The following is a 17227-nucleotide window of genomic DNA, read 5'->3' as shown; positions in this document are numbered from 1 at the left end:
GGGCTGACTCGAAGGTGGGGCAGCTTAGGGCTGGTTGTCGCCGTGGCTGATCCGCCAGAGGAAATCCGGATCGTCGTCCGGCCCGATCACGCGCGTCTTCGGCCGCGCGCGGCTGGCGCGCAGACCGAGGTAGATCAGGGTCCCTAGGGTCAGGACGAGGAGCAGGTAGAGCACTCGCGACACCTCCTGGCGCCGAATATACCGTTAGTGCCGTTCGCGCCGGTCCGTCCCGCCAGTAGGCTTGATGACCGTGGCGACAGGTCGGGCCCCCGTGGGTCGTGCGGTAGTCGATGTGGCGGTGTACACGGCGGCGCGGCTCGCGCTGGTGGTCGCGCTGACGGCGGCGATCTACGGAGTGGGCCGGCTGCTCGGGCTCAGCGATTTTCCGCCGATCATCGCGGCGATGCTCGCGCTGATCGTCGCGCTGCCGTTGGGCATGTGGCTGTTCACGCCGCTGCGTAAGCGCGCTACCGAGAGCTTGACCGTCGCCGGCGAGCGCCGCCGCCAGGAACGCGAGAAACTGCAGGCCCGGCTGCGCGGGGAGTAACCGCCCGTCGTTGACCCCTTCGGGGTTGACTCTGCGTGTACGGCGAAGAAGTGCGAGTAGCCCCCGCCCTCAGCGCAGAGTCAACGGCAAGGCCTCGGTCGTGTCAATGTTTGTTGACAGACGCGGAGTGTCAAGTTACCTTGACATCATGAATGAGCCGCCGGACGCCTCCTTGGTTTCCGCTACGGATGCGGCGACCAGTGCGGACCCGGCCGTCGGCCTGCGTGGCGTGCGTGCCTTGCAGCGGCTGCAGGAGCGGTTGGAGGCCATCCATGTGGCCAATGCTCGCGAGCAGGGCTGGAGTTGGCAGGCAATCGCCGAGGCACTCGGGGTGAGCCGTCAGGCCGTGCACCAGAAGTACAACCGGAGGAAATGAGCCATGGTCTTTGAGCGGTTCAGTCGCGATGCCCGGGCCGCGGTCATACAAGCTCAGCGAGATGCGCGGGGCTTTCACGCCGACGACATCGGGCCACAGCATCTACTTCTTGGGGTGCTCCAGACCGCCGAGGGGGATCTGTCGGCGACGCTGGGGGGCTACGGGCTGACTATTGATGGGGTGCGGACACGACTGGCAGAAGCGATGGAAACCAGCGAGTCGTTCGACGCCGATGCGGACGTGCTGCGGCTCCTTGGGATCGACCTGCGTGCTGTCCGTGATGCCGTGGCGGACACCTTCGGTGCAGAGGCCTTTGACCGTGCGGTACAGCGAACAGGCCGCGGTAGCCGTCGTCGAGGGCGTCTGGCCTTCACCCGGGCCGCCAAGACGACGCTGCAGCTCGCTTTGCGAGAGGCGGTGGCGCGCAAGGGCAAAACGATCTGCTGCGAGCACATCATGTTGGGCATCTTGCGTGATGCCGATCCGGTCGTGATGGACATAGTTACCGAGTCTGCCGATCCGGCAACGCTGACAGCCGCGGTCAGCACGCTGCTGGAACGGGCGGCCTAGCGCTGCGTCGAATGGACGCTCGCCCGCGACTATCGACCTATTGGCCCAGAGTCAACGCCAAGGCCTCCGCGATCGCCCACACCAGCATGGTCAACCCGGTGTCGCGCAGCACCGGAATCAGTGCGGCGCCACCGAGTCCGGAGCGCACCGGGGCCGCGGCCCGCAACGCCAGCGGCGTGGCGATGAACCCGACCGCGCACCATGGGGTGGCCCGCATCAGGGCCAGCGTCAGCACCCCGGCCAGCGCCACCAACAGCTGAAACAGCACCCGAGTGCGGGGATCGCCGAGGCGTACCGCCAGGGTGATCTTGCCGGCCGGCTTGTCGGTGGCGATGTCGCGCAGATTGTTGGCCACCAGCACCGCCGACGACAATGCGCCGACGCCTACCGCCAGCGCGCCGCCGACCCAGTCCACCCGCAGGGCCTGGGTGTACTGGGTGCCCAGCACCGCGACCAGGCCGAAGAACACGAACACCGCGATCTCGCCGAAGCCGGCGTAGCCATAGGGCTTGGACCCGCCGGTGTACAGCCAGGCGCCGGCGATGCAGGCCGCTCCCACCACCAGCAGCCACGGCGCGCTGACCAGGGCCAGGGCCAAACCGGCCAGCGCTCCGACCGACAGCGCGGCGATCGCTGCCGTGAGCACCGCGCGCGGGCTTGCCAGGCGGGCACCCACCAGGCGCACCGGGCCGGTCCGGTCGTCGTCGGTGCCACGGATGCCGTCGGAGTAGTCATTGGCGTAATTCACCCCGATGATCAGCGCCACCGCGACGGTCAGCGCCAGCAGCGCCTTCCACCACACCGCGGCGCCCAGCCATGCTGCCGCGCCGGTTCCGGCGATCACCGGAGCGATCGCGTTGGGCAGGGTGCGGGGACGAGCCCCCTCTATCCACTGTGCGAAGCTGGCCACCGCACGATCCTTGCATGCGGGAGGAGCAGAAGTTGCCCGGCGCTGACGATGCAGTGGGGGTACCCCGAGCCGCGCAGCGGCGAGGGGGACGAAGCGATGAGGAGGAAGCGGCGCGAGATGTTGGGCGTGATCGGCGGTAGCGGTTTCTACTCGTTCTTCGGTGACGATGCGCGCCGCGTCAGTTGCGACACCCCCTACGGGGCGCCCAGTGCGGAGATCACCATCGGTGCCGTCGGCGGGCACGAAGTGGCCTTTCTGCCGCGGCACGGGGCCGCCCACGAGTATTCGGCCCACACGGTGCCCTATCGGGCGAACATGTGGGCGTTGCGGACGCTGGGAGTGCGGCGGATCCTTGCGCCGTGCGCGGTCGGCAGCCTGACGCCGGAACTGCCCCCAGGTTCGGTGGTGGTGCCCGATCAGCTGGTCGATCGCACCTGGGGCCGCGCCGACACCTACTTCGACGACGGCGGTGTGCACGTCGAGTTCGCCGACCCGTACTGCCCGACGCTGCGGACCGCGGTCACCGGCCTGCCCGACGTGGTCGACGGCGCGACGATGGTGGTGATTCAGGGGCCGCGATTCTCCACTCGCGCCGAAAGCCAATGGTTCGCCGCAGCCGGATTCCGGCTGATCAACATGACCGGATATCCCGAGTCGGTTTTGGCTCGTGAACTGGAAATGTGTTATGCCGCAGTAGCTTTGGTCACCGATTTGGATGCAGGTGTCGACGTCGGCAGTGGCGTGAAGGCTGTCGATGTATTCGCGGAGTTCCAGAAGAACATCGAGCCATTCAAAAGGCTGGTGCACCAAGCCATCGAGCAGATGGGCCAAGAGCGGACCTGCACGCACTGCTTGGCGCACGAAGGCATTCAGTTGCCCTTCGAGCTGCCCTGAATCGACGGGGCGCGCTCAGAGACGGGCGGCCGCGTACTCGGCGCCCTGCTCGGTCATCCCGTTGACGCCGTACGACGCGTGCGCGAAAGGCGGTCCGCCGGCCGGGGCGCCGTTGCAGATGGTGTCGCCGTCGGCGCAGAGCTCCATGGTCTTGTTGGCATATAGCGGTCCGATCCGCACCGGTGGCGCGCCGTTTGGTGCGAGAAACTCCGCCGAGGGCGTGCCGAACAAGACAACTGCGGCAACGTGGTTGGCCACCGACGGCGGCATCGGCTCGGGAATGTACGCGAGGTAGTCGGCGGGGACTTCCTTGGGGATCTCGGCCGATGTGGTGTAGCCGGCCAGCGCCGCACCTTGCGAGAAGCCGCCCAGCACGATTCGGGTGTTGGGGCAGTTCGCCGCGGTGCTCTCGACGTGGGTGGCGGCATCTCGGATGCCGTCGACGACGGTGCGGGCGAAGTCGACACCGCCGCCGAAATCGCTGCTGGCGGCGTAGTTGACCGGATACACCTCGAAGGAACGCTCACCCACCTTGGCATGCAGTGCATCGACAAACGATTGACCGATGCCACCGACGCCGGGGGGTTCGCCGGTGCCGCGGGCGAACACCACCTGCACGTCGGGGCAGGGTTGCGCCGCGACGGACGGGATGCCTGGGGCCAGCAGTGTGGCACCGCCCATCACCAGCGCCGCACCCAGGTGCCGGGTAGTGCGCCGTGCCTTCGTTACAACCAGTGTGGTGCTGTGCATCGTGACCTTCATTCGTATCGTTCATCCACGTTCAGGAGCAGAAACGCAGTTTCGGCTACCCGTCGGCGGCGTCCGATAAACGCTGTGATGCCGTGCTTGGCCGCACGAAGGCCTTCAGTTGACTTTCGGGCTGTCCTGAACCGTTTCGTCGTCTTCGGCCGAATCGTCGCTTCCCCGATAGATCTTCGGTCCACCCGCGGGTGCGACAGTGGCTGAGTCCGCTGACCGGAAGATGCGCGGTGTGCCGGGCTCGCCGGGTTTGGGGCGGTCGTCGGCCGGCACCGGCAGACGTCCGACGACGATCGCCACCACCAGGCCGCACAACGCCAGGCCGCACAACACCACGTCGAACGTGCTGGTGATCTGCTGCGCGAGTCCGTTGCCATACACCGGATTCGCCCACGCGCTGGCGCGCTGGGCTTCTGCGAGCCGCGGAGCCAGGCCGACGCCCACCACGACGCGGGCGATCGTGAACCCGAACAGGACGGCGCTCGCCGACCAGACGGCCGCCGCCGGAAGGAAGCGATTGCCCAAGGTGAGCCGTAGCCAGAGCGCGATGACCGCAGTCACCACATCGAAGGACGCCATCGCAGCGCTGTCGTACGGCGAATACGGCAGGTCCAGACCGACCGCGACGCTGAGATCGACGATGCGCATGAGGGCCGACCCGAGGCTCCAGATCGCGATCAGCAACAACGTGTTCCGGGTGGCGCCCAGCCACGTCGTCGCTGACGCGTCGCGCGCGGCCGCCACCGCGAACAGTGCCGCGGCGGCCACCCACACCAAGTAGCCCTCGAAGCCGACCCCAGCGGTGGACGTATTCTGCGCGATCCCGTGAAAGCCGTCGATGGCGCGGCCGACCGGCAGCACCCATACCAGGGTTCCGGCGATCAGAGTGGCCCCGCCGAGCAACACGACAGCGAGCTGGGATGCCTTGTCGCGCCGCAGAACCCACCTCGAGGCTAGGACTACGGTAGCCCACGCCACCGCTCCGTACACCAGGGCGGTCGCAATGATCGCGACCTGCTGCCGGCCGAAGCCGGTCGTGGAATCGGCGTCCGGCAGGGCGTAGCGCACCCGCCAATACAGGTTGAACAGCACGCTCAACGTGGCGCCGACGATCGATGCGTAGCCGAGCGTGCGAACCGTGCCCCACCACAGCCGCACCGGCCCGACGAGCACCGGCTGCGCGGCGAGCAACGCACCTGCGGCGCCCAGCAACGCGCCCGGCCCGACGCCACCGGGCGGCTGCGGGCTTCCGCCGTAGCGGACGGTCTGCACCACGTCGGCGGCCACCACCCCGAGCAGCAACACCAGATACGGTGCGCTGAGCAACAGCCGCAACCTTCCCGCGACGGCGGGATCGTTGACCCGCAAGATCCCCCAGGGACCGACGTAGGTCGCGGCGATCGCCGTCAGCGCGAGCACGGTGGCCACCGCCAGCGCGACGAACAGTCCGGACTCGCTGCCCGGAACGCCGGCGCCGAAGTACAGGCTCCACGGCAACGCCGGCGCCGCGAGCAGCAATGCCGCAGCGGTCGCATCGCGGCCGATATTCCAGCTCCTGGTCGACTCGGCGATCACCTGCTCACCATAACCGCGGGAGGGTCATGCGCCATTGAACTGCGAAGATCGGTCCGCTCGCCGGTCGATCCGCGCGGCTAAACTGGCTAATCGAGTGGCCGCGAAAGGAGACGCGCAATGGATGTCGCGCTCGGAGTCTCGGTTACCGGCGCGCTCGCCCGCTTGGCGCTCGTCGAATCGGATGCCTATGGCGATGCTGTGCTCGACGAGTCGATGCTCGATCTGACGCGCAATCCGGTCGAAACGCTGATCGAGACCGTGACCGGAACCCACCGCATGCTGGCCGAAGAGGGCCACCGGCTAGCTGCTACCCGACTGTGCTGGTCGGATTCGGAGTTGATGGCAGAGGTTCGTCGCGGCCTCGAGGATGCGGGCGTTGAGAACGTTTCCGAGCAGCCTCAGGCGCGCTCGGCAGTGGCGTTGGCGCGCAACGCCTCGGGTGAGGACGGCGAGACGACGTGGCTGCCTGCTCCGGCGGCCGACGCGACCATGGCTGCGCCGGCGCTGCCGGACGCCGGTGCCCCGGACGGAACGGCCACGGTGCTGGCCCCCGCGGCCGAGGGCGAGCACCCGGAACAGCAGCTGGCGTACTCGATGACTGACGATGACTCCGAACTGTTGCCGGTGGAGTACGCCGAGGGCGACTACGAAGGTTATGAAGGCTACGGCTCCGAAGATGGGGGAGACGACGGCGAATCCGACGAGCGGGCGGCGCCGCCGCCGGTGGGGCGCGCACTGCTGATTGGCAGTTCGGTCGGCGGGATTCTGGTGGCCGGGTGCGCGGCGTTGGCCGTCGCCGTGACAATAGGCATTCGTCCCACGGCCGCCTCCACGCCCTCGCAGCCTCCGGTGGTGGCGCAGCCGCCGCAGGCCCAGCCGGTGCCCGGTAACTTCATGCCGGTGTTGCCGGCCCCGAAGCCGGTGCGGTTGCCCGTTCTGCAGTCCCCGGCCCCGAATCCTGTTGTAGCACCGTCAAACCCGGCTCCGGCCGTCGTTGCCCCCGCGCCGGTAGTGCCCGCCCTTCCGGCTGCGCCCGCCCCCGCACCGCCCGCGGTGATTCCGTTCCCGATACCGATACCGATCATCACCGGACCCGTCGGTGGTGGCGGCGGCTGGCTGCCCGGATCGGGCGGCAGTGGCAGCGGTGGCAGCGGGTCCGGTAGCGATCAGGGCGGCGGCAGTCATTCCGGCGGCGATGCCGGTTCGGGCGGCACTGGTTCGGGTAGCAACGGTGCCGGTGGTAATGGCTCCGGTGGCACCGGCACAGGCGGCAGCGGTTCGGGGGGCACTGGTTCGGATGGCGCTGGTTCCGGCGATAACGGTTCCGGCAGTGGACATCCCGGCGGCAGCGAGCCGGGTACCGGCCATTCCGGCGGTACCGGTGCGGGTGACGGTAGTACGGGAGGTTCCGGCAGCAACCCGGGCGGATCGGGCGGTGGTTCGGGTAGCTCCGGCGAGACCGGTTCGGGTGGTCAGTCCGGCGGATCCGGTGGAACCTCGGGCGGCTCCGATGAGAGCGGCTCGGGCGGTACCGGAGCGGGAAGTGATTCGGGCGGAACCAGTTCGGGAGGATCCGGCGGCGACGCGGGTAGCTCCGGCGGTGCCGGCTCGGGCGCGTCCGGGTCGGGCAGCGGCAGTTCGGGCGGCTCTGGCAGCAGTGCAGGCAGTGATGGCGGCGGCGCCGGGGGCGCGTCGTCTGGTTCCGACAGCAGCTCTGGCGGTTCTGCCGGTAGTTCCGGTGGTGACTCCGGCGGGAGTTCGGGTGGTTCGGGCGGTGGCTCCAGCGGCGGGTCCGGTGGATCGAGCGGTGCCTCCAGCGGCGGGTCCGGTGGTTCGGGCGGTGGCTCCAGCGGTGGCTCCGGTGGTTCGGGCGGTGGCTCCAGCGGTGGCTCCGGTGGTTCGGGCGGTGGCTCCAGCGGTGGCTCCGGTGGTTCGGGCGGTGGCTCCAGCGGTGGCTCCGGTGGTTCGGGCGGCGGAGGCGACTGAGTCTCGGTGCGGCGGGTCTTCGTTGCGGCGCATCGAGCGTCCGCATCGACGCCGTGGACCGGTGGTCTAAGCGGGTGCGGTGCCGCCAGAAGAAAACTGTTGCGCCAGTGCTTTTCGGTCCAGCTTGCCGATTCCGCGGCGGGGGAGCGCAGTAACGACATGCAGTTCGCGCGGCGCCGCCGTGATGTCCAGTGTCTCCGCGACGTGGGCGCGTAACGCCTCCAGTGTCGGTGGCGTCGCGCCCGCCACCACGATCGCGGCGGCGACGCGCTGCCCCAGCCGGTCGTCGTCGATCCCGAAAACGGCGCACTCGGCCACTGCGGGATGCGTCGACAACACCGCCTCCACCGGACCGGGCAGAACGGTCAATCCACCGGTGCTGATCGCGTCGTCGGCCCGGGCGAGCACGGTCAGGCGGCCTGCTGAATCAAGTGCACCAAGGTCATTGGTGGTGAACCAGCCCGGCTCGGCGAATGGGTCCGGTTCGACGGGGTCGCGATAACCCTGCGCCAGAATCGGGCCGGCGATCGCGATCCGTCCATCGTTTCCGATGCGTAACCGGACGCCCGACAACGGCAACCCGTCATAGACACAACCGCCGGCGGTCTCACTCATGCCGTAGGTGCGCACCACCGTCACGCCGGCGGCCGTCGCCGCGTCCAGGATCGGTTGCGGTGCAGGACCTCCGCCCAACAACACCGCATCCAGTTCGGCCAGTGCGGCCGTGGCCGCGGGGACCGCCAGCGCCTTGGCCAACTGGGTGGCGACCAGCGAGGTATAGCACCGCCCGGAGCCGAGCGCCGCCACCGCTGCGGGAAGCTGCGCGACGTCGAATCCCTCGGTGACGTCGAGCTGCACGGGTGTCGTGCCGGCCACCAAACTTCGTACCAGCACTTGGATTCCGGCGATGTGGTGTGCAGGCAACGCCAGTAGCCAGCTGCCCGGGCCGCCCAACCGGTCGTGCGTGGCCGTGGCGCTGGCCGCCAGCGCCGCACCGGTCAACAGAGCGCCTTTGGGCAACCCGGTGGTTCCCGACGTCGCCACCACCAGTGCGATATCACCGTTGATGGAATCGCCCACCCGCAGCGCGGTCAGGGCCGACGGATCGGTGTCGGGGCCTACCGGTGTGAACGCGGCGTGGCGACCTTCCAGAACACCCTGCAAGGCGGGCAGCAGCGTCGCGACGGCATCACCGCGTGGGATGGCCAGCGCACGCAGGCGTGCTATGGGTTCCCTCCGTTGGTGGGAGCGTCGTCGAGCAGCCAGCCCTTTGCCGCCAACCGTTCTCGCACTCTTTCGACATCCTCCGGAGCGGGCAGTTCGTTGGTCAAGCGGGCGATCAGCACTCCGATGTCGACGCGGTCGAACTCGCCGCGGCCGATCAATTCCCGGGCAACGTCTTTGACCTCGTCGTTGGTCAGCCGCCGCGACAGCAGTGCCAACAGCGGAACGTAGTCGTTTTGCGGCACGCCATCGGGGTACCCGGCGCGCAGCCAGGCGACGATCGAGGTAAGAAATTTGTTCATACTGCGTCAACTTCCCCGCGCCGACACCGGAAGGAACATGTCAGCTGCAATATTACGTCTAATCAACGCCTAACACCTCGTCCCAGTTGCCCCAGTCGTCGCACTGCCAGCCGATGCGGTGCTCGATGAAATCGCGGGCGATGAACAGCACGCCGGTGCCGACCAGCAGGCCGAAGACCAGGATCTTGCCGGTGGCCACGTAGTCGAACCAGGTGCTCACGGTGTTCACGCACGGTCCCCCTCCGCGCGGATCTCGCGAGACGGGCCAGAGGTAGTGGGTTGCGGTGCAATCACTTCGAGGCCATCGGTCATATGTGCACCCCACTCGGCGGTGACATTGGTGTGGTCGACCGGGACTTTGCGGGACTGCAGCCAGATGAGTGCGGAGACGCCCACCAGCAGCGTCACTCCGGTGATCGTGCCGGGGTAGCCGCCGATGCGATGGATCAGGTGGTAGGTGCCCGCGCCGATGGCCCCGGCCAGTGGCAGGGTGATCACCCACGCGGTCGCCATCCGGCGCGCAACTCCCCAGCGCACGGTGGCGCCGGGCTTCCCCAGGCCCGAACCCAGCACGGATCCCGTCACCACCTGGGTGGTCGACAGCGAGTAGCCGAAGTGGCTGGACAGCAAAATGATGGCCGCCGAGGATGATTCGGCGGCCATGCCCTGGGGGGATTCGATTTCGACGAGCCCCTTGCCCAGGGTGCGGATGACTCGCCATCCGCCGAAATAGGTGCCGGCGGCCATTGCCACCGCACACGACACGATCACCCAGAGCGGCGGCGTGACGTCGGTCTTGTAGGCCGCGCCGTAGGAGATCAGCGCGAGGAAGATCACGCCCATGGTCTTCTGGGCATCGTTGGTGCCGTGCGCCAGTGACATCAGGGCAGCAGAGAACACTTGACCCCGCCGGAAGTCGCGCAGGGCGCGCCCACGGGAGACTCCCCGCGTCAGCCGGTAGACCAGCCAGGTTCCGACGGTGGCGACCAGGGTGGCGGCGAGCACGGCGATCACCGTCGGCACCAGCACCTTCGATACCATCCCGGGCCACCGCACCCCGGCGGTGCCGGCCGCGGCCAGCATGGCCCCCACCACGCCGCCGATCAGGGCGTGCGAGGAACTTGACGGGATACCGAACAACCAGGTCGCCAGGTTCCAGATGATGCCGCCGACTAAACCGGCGAACATGACCTCCAGCGTCACCAGGTTGGTGACCACCAGGTCCTTGGCCACCGTGGCCGCCACCTGGGTCGACATGAACGCCCCGACAAGGTTGAGCGTGGCGCAGAGCGTTACCGCGGTCTTCGGCTTGAGCGCACCGCTGGCGATCCCGGTGGCGACAGCGTTGCCGGTGTCATGGAAGCCGTTGGTGAAGTCGAAAGCCAGGGCGGTGATCACGACCGTGATCAACAGGAACAGCTCCAAGGTCACCGTGCGGATTTTTGCAGTCGCACGCCTGGCTTGTCGAACCGGGTCAGGGGCGCTTGGCCCCGAGCAAGTACCAGCCCAGGTGGTGACCGAGGAAGTCGCGGGCGATGAAGAGCACGCCGAGGACCGCCACGGCCAGCACCAGCAGGAAGATCGCCCAGCTCACGGCGAGCAGCAATGGTCGGCGCTCGCTCGCGGCACCGCCGGGGACCGCGGAGACACCGCTGCTACCGGCCACGTTGACTCGGACCCCTACCGCGAACAGCGCCGGCAACAACCCACCCACCAGCAGCCCGAAAACCAGGATCTTGCACGTTGCTGCGAGGTTGAACCACTGGCTCATGATCGGATGACCTCACGCGAGTTGGGGCCGTCAGTGTCGACGAGGGTCAACTTAGCGCCGTCCTGGCCGGTCCCGAAGGCCGATCGGAGGGCGTTCTCGACTTCGCGGCCCGCTTCGTCGGGTTGCACGCCGGGTGCGTCGAGACCGCCGGTGAGGGTGCCGTCCCAGTCGGCGTTGACGTTGTTGTGGTCGATGCGGGCCCGGCGTGACCGCAGCCAGATCGCCAGGACCGTGGTGATCAGCAGCACCACACCGATGGTGATGCCGGGGTAGCCGCCGATCCCGTGGACCAGGCCGTATGCGCCCGAACCGACCCCACCGGCCATCGGCAGCGTCACCAGCCAAGCGGCCACCATCCGTCCGGCGACACTCCAGCGCACCTGCGCGCCCGGCTTGCCGACGCCGCTACCCAGCACCGACCCGGTGGCGACCTGGGTGGTCGACAGTGAGTAACCGAAGTGGCTGGAGAGGAGGATGACCGCGGCTGCGGAGGACTCGGCGGCCATGCCCTGCGGCGACTTGATTTCGACGAGGCCCTTGCCCAGGGTGCGGATGATCCGCCAGCCGCCGGTGTAGGTGCCGGCCGCCATGGCCAGCGCGCAGCTGACGATCACCCACAGGGGCGGCAGTGTGGCCGAGGTGCTCACCGCGCCGTAGGACATCAGCGCGAGGAAGATCACCCCCATGGTCTTCTGAGCGTCGTTGGTGCCGTGGGCCAGCGACACCAGCGCCGCCGAGCCGATCTGGCCGTGCCGGAACACCTTCTCCGACCGCTTCTCGTCGACGCCCCGGGTGATGCGGTAGACCAGCCAGGTGCCGACCGAGGCGATGACGGTGGCGATCACGGTGGCCAGGATCGCGGGGACCAGCACCTTGGAGACCACCCCTTGCCAGATCACCCCGTGCCCGCCGACCGCGGCGATCATCGCTCCGACGATGCCCCCGATCAGGGCGTGCGAGGAGCTCGACGGGATTCCGAGCAGCCAGGTCAGCAGGTTCCACACGATGCCGCCGACCAGGCCGGCGAAGACGATCTCGAGGGTGACCAGGTGCGCATCGACCAGGCCTTTGGCGATCGTTGCGGCCACGGCGGTCGACAGGAAGGCGCCGATCAGGTTCAGGCACGCCGACAGCGTGACCGCTGCTTTGGGCTTGAGCGCTCCGCTGGCGATCGAGGTGGCCATCGCGTTGCCGGTGTCATGGAATCCGTTGGTGAAGTCGAAGGCCAAAGCCGTGATCACCACGATGATCAAAAGGAACAGATCAAGGCTCACGAGAGCATCACGGCACTGATTCTGCGGCCTCGATGGGGCCGTTGTCTAACCATGGCCCCCGCGAAACGCCGGTGTATGTCGAGACGTATCGCATTGTTTCCCCGTCGTTAACCTCAAGGCTTGCGGGGGCTGTCCTGGCGGGTATCCCGGCGCAGCGGATGGTCTTCGGGAATCTCCACGAAGATCAACGTCAGGCCGTCGGGATCGGTGACGTGCATCTCACGCAGCCCCCACGGTTCCCGCAGCGCTTCCCGGGTGATGGGGACCCCGCGGCTCTGCAGTTCGGCTTGGGTCGCGGCGACGTCGCGGACCTGCAGCCACAGCGCCCCGGGGAAGTGCGCGCCGGGCTGGTCGGGGTTACCGTGCCCGGCGAGTTCGATCAGCGACTGGCCGGCGTAAAAGACCATTCCGGCGCCGTAGTCGCGGGCGATCGCCAATCCGATCTCGTCGCGGTAGAACCGCAGTGAGCGTTGATAGTCGGTGGGCCGGAGCAACACCCGGCTGGCCAGAATCTCCATCAGTCTTCGACCGGCTCGATCCGGTTCCGCTTGACCAGGGCGGTGGCCCAGCCCGCGTTGAGGTTGTCCAGAGCGCGGAACGCCAGCGCCAGCCGCGGCGCGATACGGATCGGGCGATATCTGGCCGCGTCGATCATCCACGCGCCGGCCTCCTGCGCGGTGAGCCCCGGCTTGCCCTGGAACGCCGCGGTGGGCGCGATCATCGGGGTCTTCACCAGTGGGTAGTACAGCGTGGTGGACTGCACGCCGTCGCGGGCCCACTCGCTGTCGATGACCCGGCTCACGGCACTCAGCGCGGACTTGGAGCCGTTGTAGACGCCGAACAGCGGCGAGGAGTCGGTGAACACGCCCCAGGTGGCGACGTTGATGATGTGGCCGTCGCCGCGCTCGCGCATGGCGGGGGCGAACCCGCGAATCAGCCGCAGGGGCGAGTAGTAATTGAGCTGCATGGTCCGCTCGACGTCGTGCCAGCGGTCGAGCGATTCGGCCAGCGGTCGGCGGATCGACCGGCCGGCGTTGTTGACCAGGATGTCCACTCCGCCGAACTGTTCGTCGACGTCCTTGACCAGGGCATCGATCGCGGTCAGGTCCGACAGATCGCACGCGATCGCGTGCGCGGTGCCACCGGCGGCGGTGATCCGCTGAACCAGTGCGTCGAGGTTCTCCTGGCGGCGGGCCACCGCGATCACGGTGGCGCCCGCTGCTCCGAACTGTTCGGCGCCGGCCTCCCCGATACCCGAGGATGCGCCGGTCACCAGCACCCGCTTGCCGGTGAGGTCGACGGGCTTGGCGCCGGGCCGGTGCATCAGCTGCGCGGCGACCGGGGGGCGCATGGTCGCGAGCGTGATCTGGTCGGACAGTCGGCGCAGCGGGCTTCGGCTCATGGTTAGCCAGTCTATGCGGGGGTTCTTTGCGTGCCGAGGCTGTAGTTACCGTCGGCGCCACTCGCACTTCTTCGCGCCAACCGCAGGCTCGAGGCGTTGGCGTCTAGAAGTAGCGGGGGAACCTGCTCCAGTCCGGATCGCGTTTCTCCAGGAAGGAATCGCGGCCCTCGACGGCCTCATCGGTCATGTAGGCCAGCCGGGTGGCTTCGCCGGCGAACAGCTGCTGGCCCACCAGCCCATCGTCGAGCAGATTGAAGGCGAACTTCAACATGCGTTGGGCCTGAGGCGATTTGCCGTTGATCTCCTTGGCCCACTGCACGCCGGTGGCTTCCAGCTCGGCATGGTCGACGACCTCGTTGACCGCGCCCATCTGGTGCATCTGCTCGGCGGTGTAGGTGCGGCCCAGGAAGAAGATCTCGCGGGCGAACTTCTGGCCCACCTGCCGGGCCAGATAGGCGCTGCCGTACCCGCCGTCGAAGCTGCCCACGTCGGCGTCGGTCTGCTTGAACCTGGCGTGCTCGCGGCTGGCCAGGGTCAGGTCGCACACCACGTGCAGGCTGTGTCCGCCGCCGGCCGCCCAGCCGTTGACCAGGCAGATCACCGGTTTGGGCATGAACCGGATCAGCCGCTGCACCTCCAGGATGTGCAGCCGTCCGGCGCGGGCGACATCGACCGTGTCGGCGGTTTCCCCGGAGGCGTACTGGTAGCCGCTGCGGCCGCGGATGCGCTGATCCCCGCCGGAGCAGAACGCCCAGCCGCCGTCCTTGGGCGCCGGCCCGTTACCGGTCAGCAGCACCACCCCGACGTCGGGAGACATCCGGGCATGGTCCAGCGCCTGGTACAGCTCGTCGACGGTGTGCGGCCGAAACGCGTTGCGCACCTCGGGACGGTTGAACGCCACCCGCACCGTCGCGTCGGTGACGTGGCGGTGATAGGTGATGTCGGTCAGGTCGGCGAAGCCGTCGACGGTGCGCCAGATGCTCTCGTCAAAGGGGTTACTGCTCACGCTTGCGACGGTACCGGGGCGGCGGCCTCAGGTTGCCCGTGACGCCGGTGTCGGCATCGAAGAGGCGAAGCTGGGACCACCGCTTGACCGAGCTGTCTACGGTGGAGGCGATGACCATCGACGTGTGGATGCAGCACCCGACCCGGCGGTTCCTCGACCACGACATGCTGGCGTCGCTGCGACGCTGGACCGGCGGGGCTATGCCCGACGAAGAGATCCCCATCGAGGCCACCGTGTCGGCGATGGAGGCCGCGGGTGTGGATTTCGGGCTGCTCAGTGCCTGGCGCGGACCCAACGGCATGGACCTGGTCTCCAATGACGAAGTCGCGGGATGGGTCGCAGCGCACCCGAATCGGTTCGCTGGATTGGCCACCGTCGACCTGGACCGCCCGATGGAGGCCGTCCGCGAACTGCGGCGCCGGGTTCGCGACGACGGATTCGTCGGCCTGCGTGTGGTGCCGTGGCTGTGGAACGCGCCTCCCACCGATCGGCGCTACTACCCGCTGTACGTCGAGTGCGTGGAACTCGGCGTGCCGTTCTGCACCCAGGTTGGGCATACCGGCCCGCTGCGACCGTCGGAAACCGGGCGCCCGATTCCCTACATCGACCAAGTGGCACTGGACTTTCCTGAGCTGGCAATCGTGTGCGGACACGTCGGCTATCCGTGGACCGAGGAGATGGTCGCGGTGGCCCGCAAGCACGAGAACGTCTACATCGACACCTCCGCCTACACCACCAAGCGGCTCCCGGACGAGTTGATCCGTTTCATGCGAACCCGCACCGGGCAGCGAAAGGTGTTGTTCGGCACCAACTATCCGATGATCATGCACGGCCATGCACTCGACGGGCTCGACGATCTCGGGCTCGATGATCAGGCGCGCGCGGATTACCTGCACGAGAATGCCGAGCGGGTGTTCAAGTTGGGTGGCGGGGCATGACGCCGCCCCTCGACGACATCCTTGACCGCCTACACGTGGTGGCGCTGCCGATGCGCGTCAAGTTCCGCGGCATCACGGTGCGCGAAGTGGCCCTGATCGACGGCCCGGAAGGCTGGGGCGAGTTCGGCGCCTTCGTGGAGTACGAACCGCCCGAGGCGGCGCACTGGCTGGCTGCCGCACTCGAGAGCGCCTATCGCCAACTCCCACAACCGCTCCGCGACCGCATTCCGATCAACGCAACCGTGCCCGCCGTCGACGCCGATCGGGTCCCCGAGGTGCTGGCGCGGTTCCCCGGCGCCCGCACCGCCAAAGTCAAAGTCGCCGAACCCGGCCAGACCCTGGCCGACGATGTCGCCCGCGTCGAAGCCGTCCGCGCGCTCATCCCCACCGTGCGCGTCGATGCCAACGGCGGTTGGACGCTCGATCAGGCGGTCCAGGCGGCAACGGCATTGGGCGCACTGGAATATCTCGAACAACCCTGCGCCACCGTCGCCGAACTCGCGGAGCTGCGCCGTCGCATCGACACCCCGGTGGCCGCCGACGAGAGCATCCGCAAAGCCTCCGACCCCCTGGCCGTCACGAAAGCCGGCGCCGCCGATATCGCGGTGCTGAAAGTCGCTCCGCTGGGCGGCATTTCAGCACTGTTGACGATCGCTGAGCAGATCGGCATCCCGGTGGTGATCTCCAGCGCGATCGACTCGGCGGTCGGTATCGCGACCGGCCTGCGGGCAGCGGCCGCGTTGCCGGAGCTGCAGCACGCCTGCGGGCTGGGCACAGGATCACTGTTCGTCGACGATATCGCCGAGACCACGGCACAAGAAGACGGCTACCTCCCGGTGCGGCCTGTGGTCCCGGACCCCGCCCGTTTGCACGCCCTGGCTGCTTCGCCGCAGCGGCGCCAGTGGTGGATCGACCGAATCAAGGTCTGCCATCGACTGTTGCCGCGGTGAGCACTCACACGCTGGGCAGCCGCGCGTCGATCCCGTTGGCGATCGTGACGGCTTCGTCGCTGACATAGAGCTTGCACGCCAGCACGTCGATCGCAACGTTGTTGGTCACCCGCAGGGCCCGTTGACAGGACCAACCCGCGCTGTCGTCCTGATGCTGGGTCATCCACACCGTTGAGTCGACGTCGGCGACGGTGTCGAACGTCCAAAACGTGTCTGGGTAGCCGTCCTTGGCGGTCGCGAATGTCCGCTCGCCGCAGGAGCTCCAAGCGCGGGCGGTGGCATCGAAGAAACTGCGTGCCGCATCCCGGGTGGCGAACACCGTGGCGGCCTGAATCACGAAGTGGTCTTGTGCGTTCTCGGTAAGGGTTTGGGTGAGGGTCGCGGTCCAGTCCGCATCGGTATACACCGACTTCTCGACGGGCATCCACGCCGCCAGGCAGCCATGGTCAGGGAACTGGCGACCCGAATCGAACATCCGCGTGCGGGAGTCTTTGACCCGCATCCCGCGTGCGCCCATGATGTCGCTGACGGTAGTCGCCTTCAGCAGCAGTTCCGGCAGCATCGCAGCCGTCACCGGGCGGGGTCCGTCCTGGTCGGCCGGCACCGCCACGCCGCCGGTCACCCGGGTGCAGTCGGCCATGAGCGCAGCGGCCAGCGCCAGCGTGCATGCCAACCCGACGCTCCGTATCCGTATCACCGTTCCCCAGCTGCGCAGTTGCGATCCTGACACCATAAAGCGTGGA

Annotated in this window: 21 protein-coding genes; 7 read left to right on the top strand and 14 right to left on the bottom strand. The window is 68.1% G+C overall.

Annotated elements, in window-relative coordinates; all coding sequences use genetic code 11:
- Nucleotides 1-24 precede the first annotated feature (24 nt).
- Nucleotides 25-174 carry a hypothetical protein gene (locus EJK91_RS10285; protein WP_125078879.1) on the bottom strand — a complete coding sequence of 50 codons (150 nt, stop codon included), beginning with the start codon at nt 172-174 and terminating at the stop codon, nt 25-27.
- 70 nt (nt 175-244) lie between these two features.
- On the opposite strand from EJK91_RS10285, the gene EJK91_RS10280 reads away from it, so the two are divergent.
- From EJK91_RS10280 to EJK91_RS10270, 3 genes are all read left to right on the top strand, one after another.
- Nucleotides 245-547, top strand: coding sequence for a DUF4229 domain-containing protein (locus EJK91_RS10280; RefSeq protein ID WP_125078878.1), 303 nt, complete (start codon nt 245-247; stop codon nt 545-547).
- 148 nt (nt 548-695) lie between these two features.
- Nucleotides 696-923, top strand: coding sequence for a helix-turn-helix domain-containing protein (locus EJK91_RS10275; RefSeq protein WP_046283267.1), 228 nt, complete (start codon nt 696-698; stop codon nt 921-923).
- Nucleotides 924-926: 3 nt separating this feature from the next.
- Nucleotides 927-1493 (top strand): Clp protease N-terminal domain-containing protein, encoded by a 567-nt coding sequence (locus EJK91_RS10270; protein WP_046283224.1) that lies wholly within the window; start codon nt 927-929, stop codon nt 1491-1493.
- A 37-nt stretch (nt 1494-1530) separates the two neighbouring features.
- On the opposite strand, the gene EJK91_RS10265 is transcribed toward EJK91_RS10270, so the two are convergent.
- Nucleotides 1531-2403 carry a 1,4-dihydroxy-2-naphthoate polyprenyltransferase gene (locus EJK91_RS10265; RefSeq protein ID WP_065152662.1) on the bottom strand — a complete coding sequence of 291 codons (873 nt, stop codon included), beginning with the start codon at nt 2401-2403 and terminating at the stop codon, nt 1531-1533.
- A 117-nt stretch (nt 2404-2520) separates the two neighbouring features.
- Here EJK91_RS10265 and EJK91_RS10260 point away from each other — a divergent pair, with 117 nt between their 5' ends.
- Complete coding sequence (locus EJK91_RS10260; RefSeq protein ID WP_125078891.1) at nt 2521-3297, top strand: S-methyl-5'-thioadenosine phosphorylase; 777 nt, start codon at nt 2521-2523, stop codon at nt 3295-3297.
- A gap of 15 nt (nt 3298-3312) precedes the next feature.
- Here EJK91_RS10260 and EJK91_RS10255 read toward each other — a convergent pair whose 3' ends face one another.
- Nucleotides 3313-4047: a cutinase family protein gene (locus EJK91_RS10255; protein ID WP_277424720.1), complete on the bottom strand. Its 735-nt coding sequence runs from the start codon at nt 4045-4047 to the stop codon at nt 3313-3315.
- Nucleotides 4048-4161: 114 nt separating this feature from the next.
- Entirely contained in the window at nt 4162-5631 is a 1470-nt protein-coding gene (locus EJK91_RS10250) for a DUF7937 domain-containing protein (protein ID WP_125078876.1), read from the bottom strand.
- Between the two features lie 117 nt (nt 5632-5748).
- Between EJK91_RS10250 and EJK91_RS10245 the strand changes: the two genes are divergently transcribed.
- Nucleotides 5749-7617 carry a hypothetical protein gene (locus EJK91_RS10245; protein ID WP_125078875.1) on the top strand — a complete coding sequence of 623 codons (1869 nt, stop codon included), beginning with the start codon at nt 5749-5751 and terminating at the stop codon, nt 7615-7617.
- A gap of 66 nt (nt 7618-7683) precedes the next feature.
- Here EJK91_RS10245 and menE read toward each other — a convergent pair whose 3' ends face one another.
- The 9 genes from menE to EJK91_RS10205 all read right to left on the bottom strand — a co-directional run bounded on the left by menE (nt 7684) and on the right by EJK91_RS10205 (nt 14596).
- Complete coding sequence (gene menE, locus EJK91_RS10240; RefSeq protein ID WP_241178674.1) at nt 7684-8769, bottom strand: o-succinylbenzoate--CoA ligase; 1086 nt, start codon at nt 8767-8769, stop codon at nt 7684-7686.
- A 71-nt stretch (nt 8770-8840) separates the two neighbouring features.
- Nucleotides 8841-9143, bottom strand: coding sequence for a DUF3349 domain-containing protein (locus tag EJK91_RS10235; RefSeq protein ID WP_036457956.1), 303 nt, complete (start codon nt 9141-9143; stop codon nt 8841-8843).
- A 58-nt stretch (nt 9144-9201) separates the two neighbouring features.
- Nucleotides 9202-9372, bottom strand: coding sequence for a hypothetical protein (locus EJK91_RS21760; RefSeq protein ID WP_164517930.1), 171 nt, complete (start codon nt 9370-9372; stop codon nt 9202-9204).
- Nucleotides 9369-10574, bottom strand: a complete 1206-nt coding sequence (locus EJK91_RS10230) for an inorganic phosphate transporter (RefSeq protein ID WP_125078874.1) — start codon at nt 10572-10574, stop codon at nt 9369-9371. Before EJK91_RS10230 ends, EJK91_RS21760 begins: the two co-directional genes overlap by 4 nt.
- Before the next feature lie 43 nt (nt 10575-10617).
- On the bottom strand, nt 10618-10914 hold the full coding sequence (locus EJK91_RS10225) for a hypothetical protein (RefSeq protein ID WP_024442593.1): 297 nt from the start codon (nt 10912-10914) through the stop codon (nt 10618-10620).
- Complete coding sequence (locus EJK91_RS10220) at nt 10911-12188, bottom strand: inorganic phosphate transporter (RefSeq protein ID WP_125078873.1); 1278 nt, start codon at nt 12186-12188, stop codon at nt 10911-10913. The genes EJK91_RS10225 and EJK91_RS10220 overlap by 4 nt, the downstream gene beginning before the upstream one ends.
- A 113-nt stretch (nt 12189-12301) precedes the next feature.
- A complete protein-coding gene (locus EJK91_RS10215; protein ID WP_125078872.1) occupies nt 12302-12706 on the bottom strand; it encodes a VOC family protein in 405 nt (134 codons plus the stop codon).
- Nucleotides 12706-13590, bottom strand: a complete 885-nt coding sequence (locus EJK91_RS10210; RefSeq protein WP_125078871.1) for an SDR family oxidoreductase — start codon at nt 13588-13590, stop codon at nt 12706-12708. Before EJK91_RS10210 ends, EJK91_RS10215 begins: the two co-directional genes overlap by 1 nt.
- Nucleotides 13591-13693: 103 nt before the next feature.
- Nucleotides 13694-14596, bottom strand: a complete 903-nt coding sequence (locus EJK91_RS10205; protein ID WP_024442597.1) for a 1,4-dihydroxy-2-naphthoyl-CoA synthase — start codon at nt 14594-14596, stop codon at nt 13694-13696.
- A 110-nt stretch (nt 14597-14706) separates the two neighbouring features.
- On the opposite strand from EJK91_RS10205, the gene EJK91_RS10200 reads away from it, so the two are divergent.
- Nucleotides 14707-15534 carry an amidohydrolase family protein gene (locus tag EJK91_RS10200; protein WP_125078889.1) on the top strand — a complete coding sequence of 276 codons (828 nt, stop codon included), beginning with the start codon at nt 14707-14709 and terminating at the stop codon, nt 15532-15534.
- On the top strand, nt 15531-16484 hold the full coding sequence (locus tag EJK91_RS10195; RefSeq protein WP_125078870.1) for an o-succinylbenzoate synthase: 954 nt from the start codon (nt 15531-15533) through the stop codon (nt 16482-16484). The genes EJK91_RS10200 and EJK91_RS10195 overlap by 4 nt, the downstream gene beginning before the upstream one ends.
- A 4-nt stretch (nt 16485-16488) precedes the next feature.
- On the opposite strand, the gene EJK91_RS10190 is transcribed toward EJK91_RS10195, so the two are convergent.
- Nucleotides 16489-17157 (bottom strand): sensor domain-containing protein, encoded by a 669-nt coding sequence (locus EJK91_RS10190; protein ID WP_036457962.1) that lies wholly within the window; start codon nt 17155-17157, stop codon nt 16489-16491.
- Nucleotides 17158-17227 lie beyond the last annotated feature (70 nt).

It is taken from the genome of Mycobacterium sp. P7213 (assembly GCF_900604305.1).
In the GTDB taxonomy this organism is placed as follows: Bacteria; Actinomycetota; Actinomycetes; order Mycobacteriales; family Mycobacteriaceae; genus Mycobacterium.
Note: the sequence above shows the minus strand (reverse complement) of the source record. Positions and strands in the feature narration are given on the sequence as shown.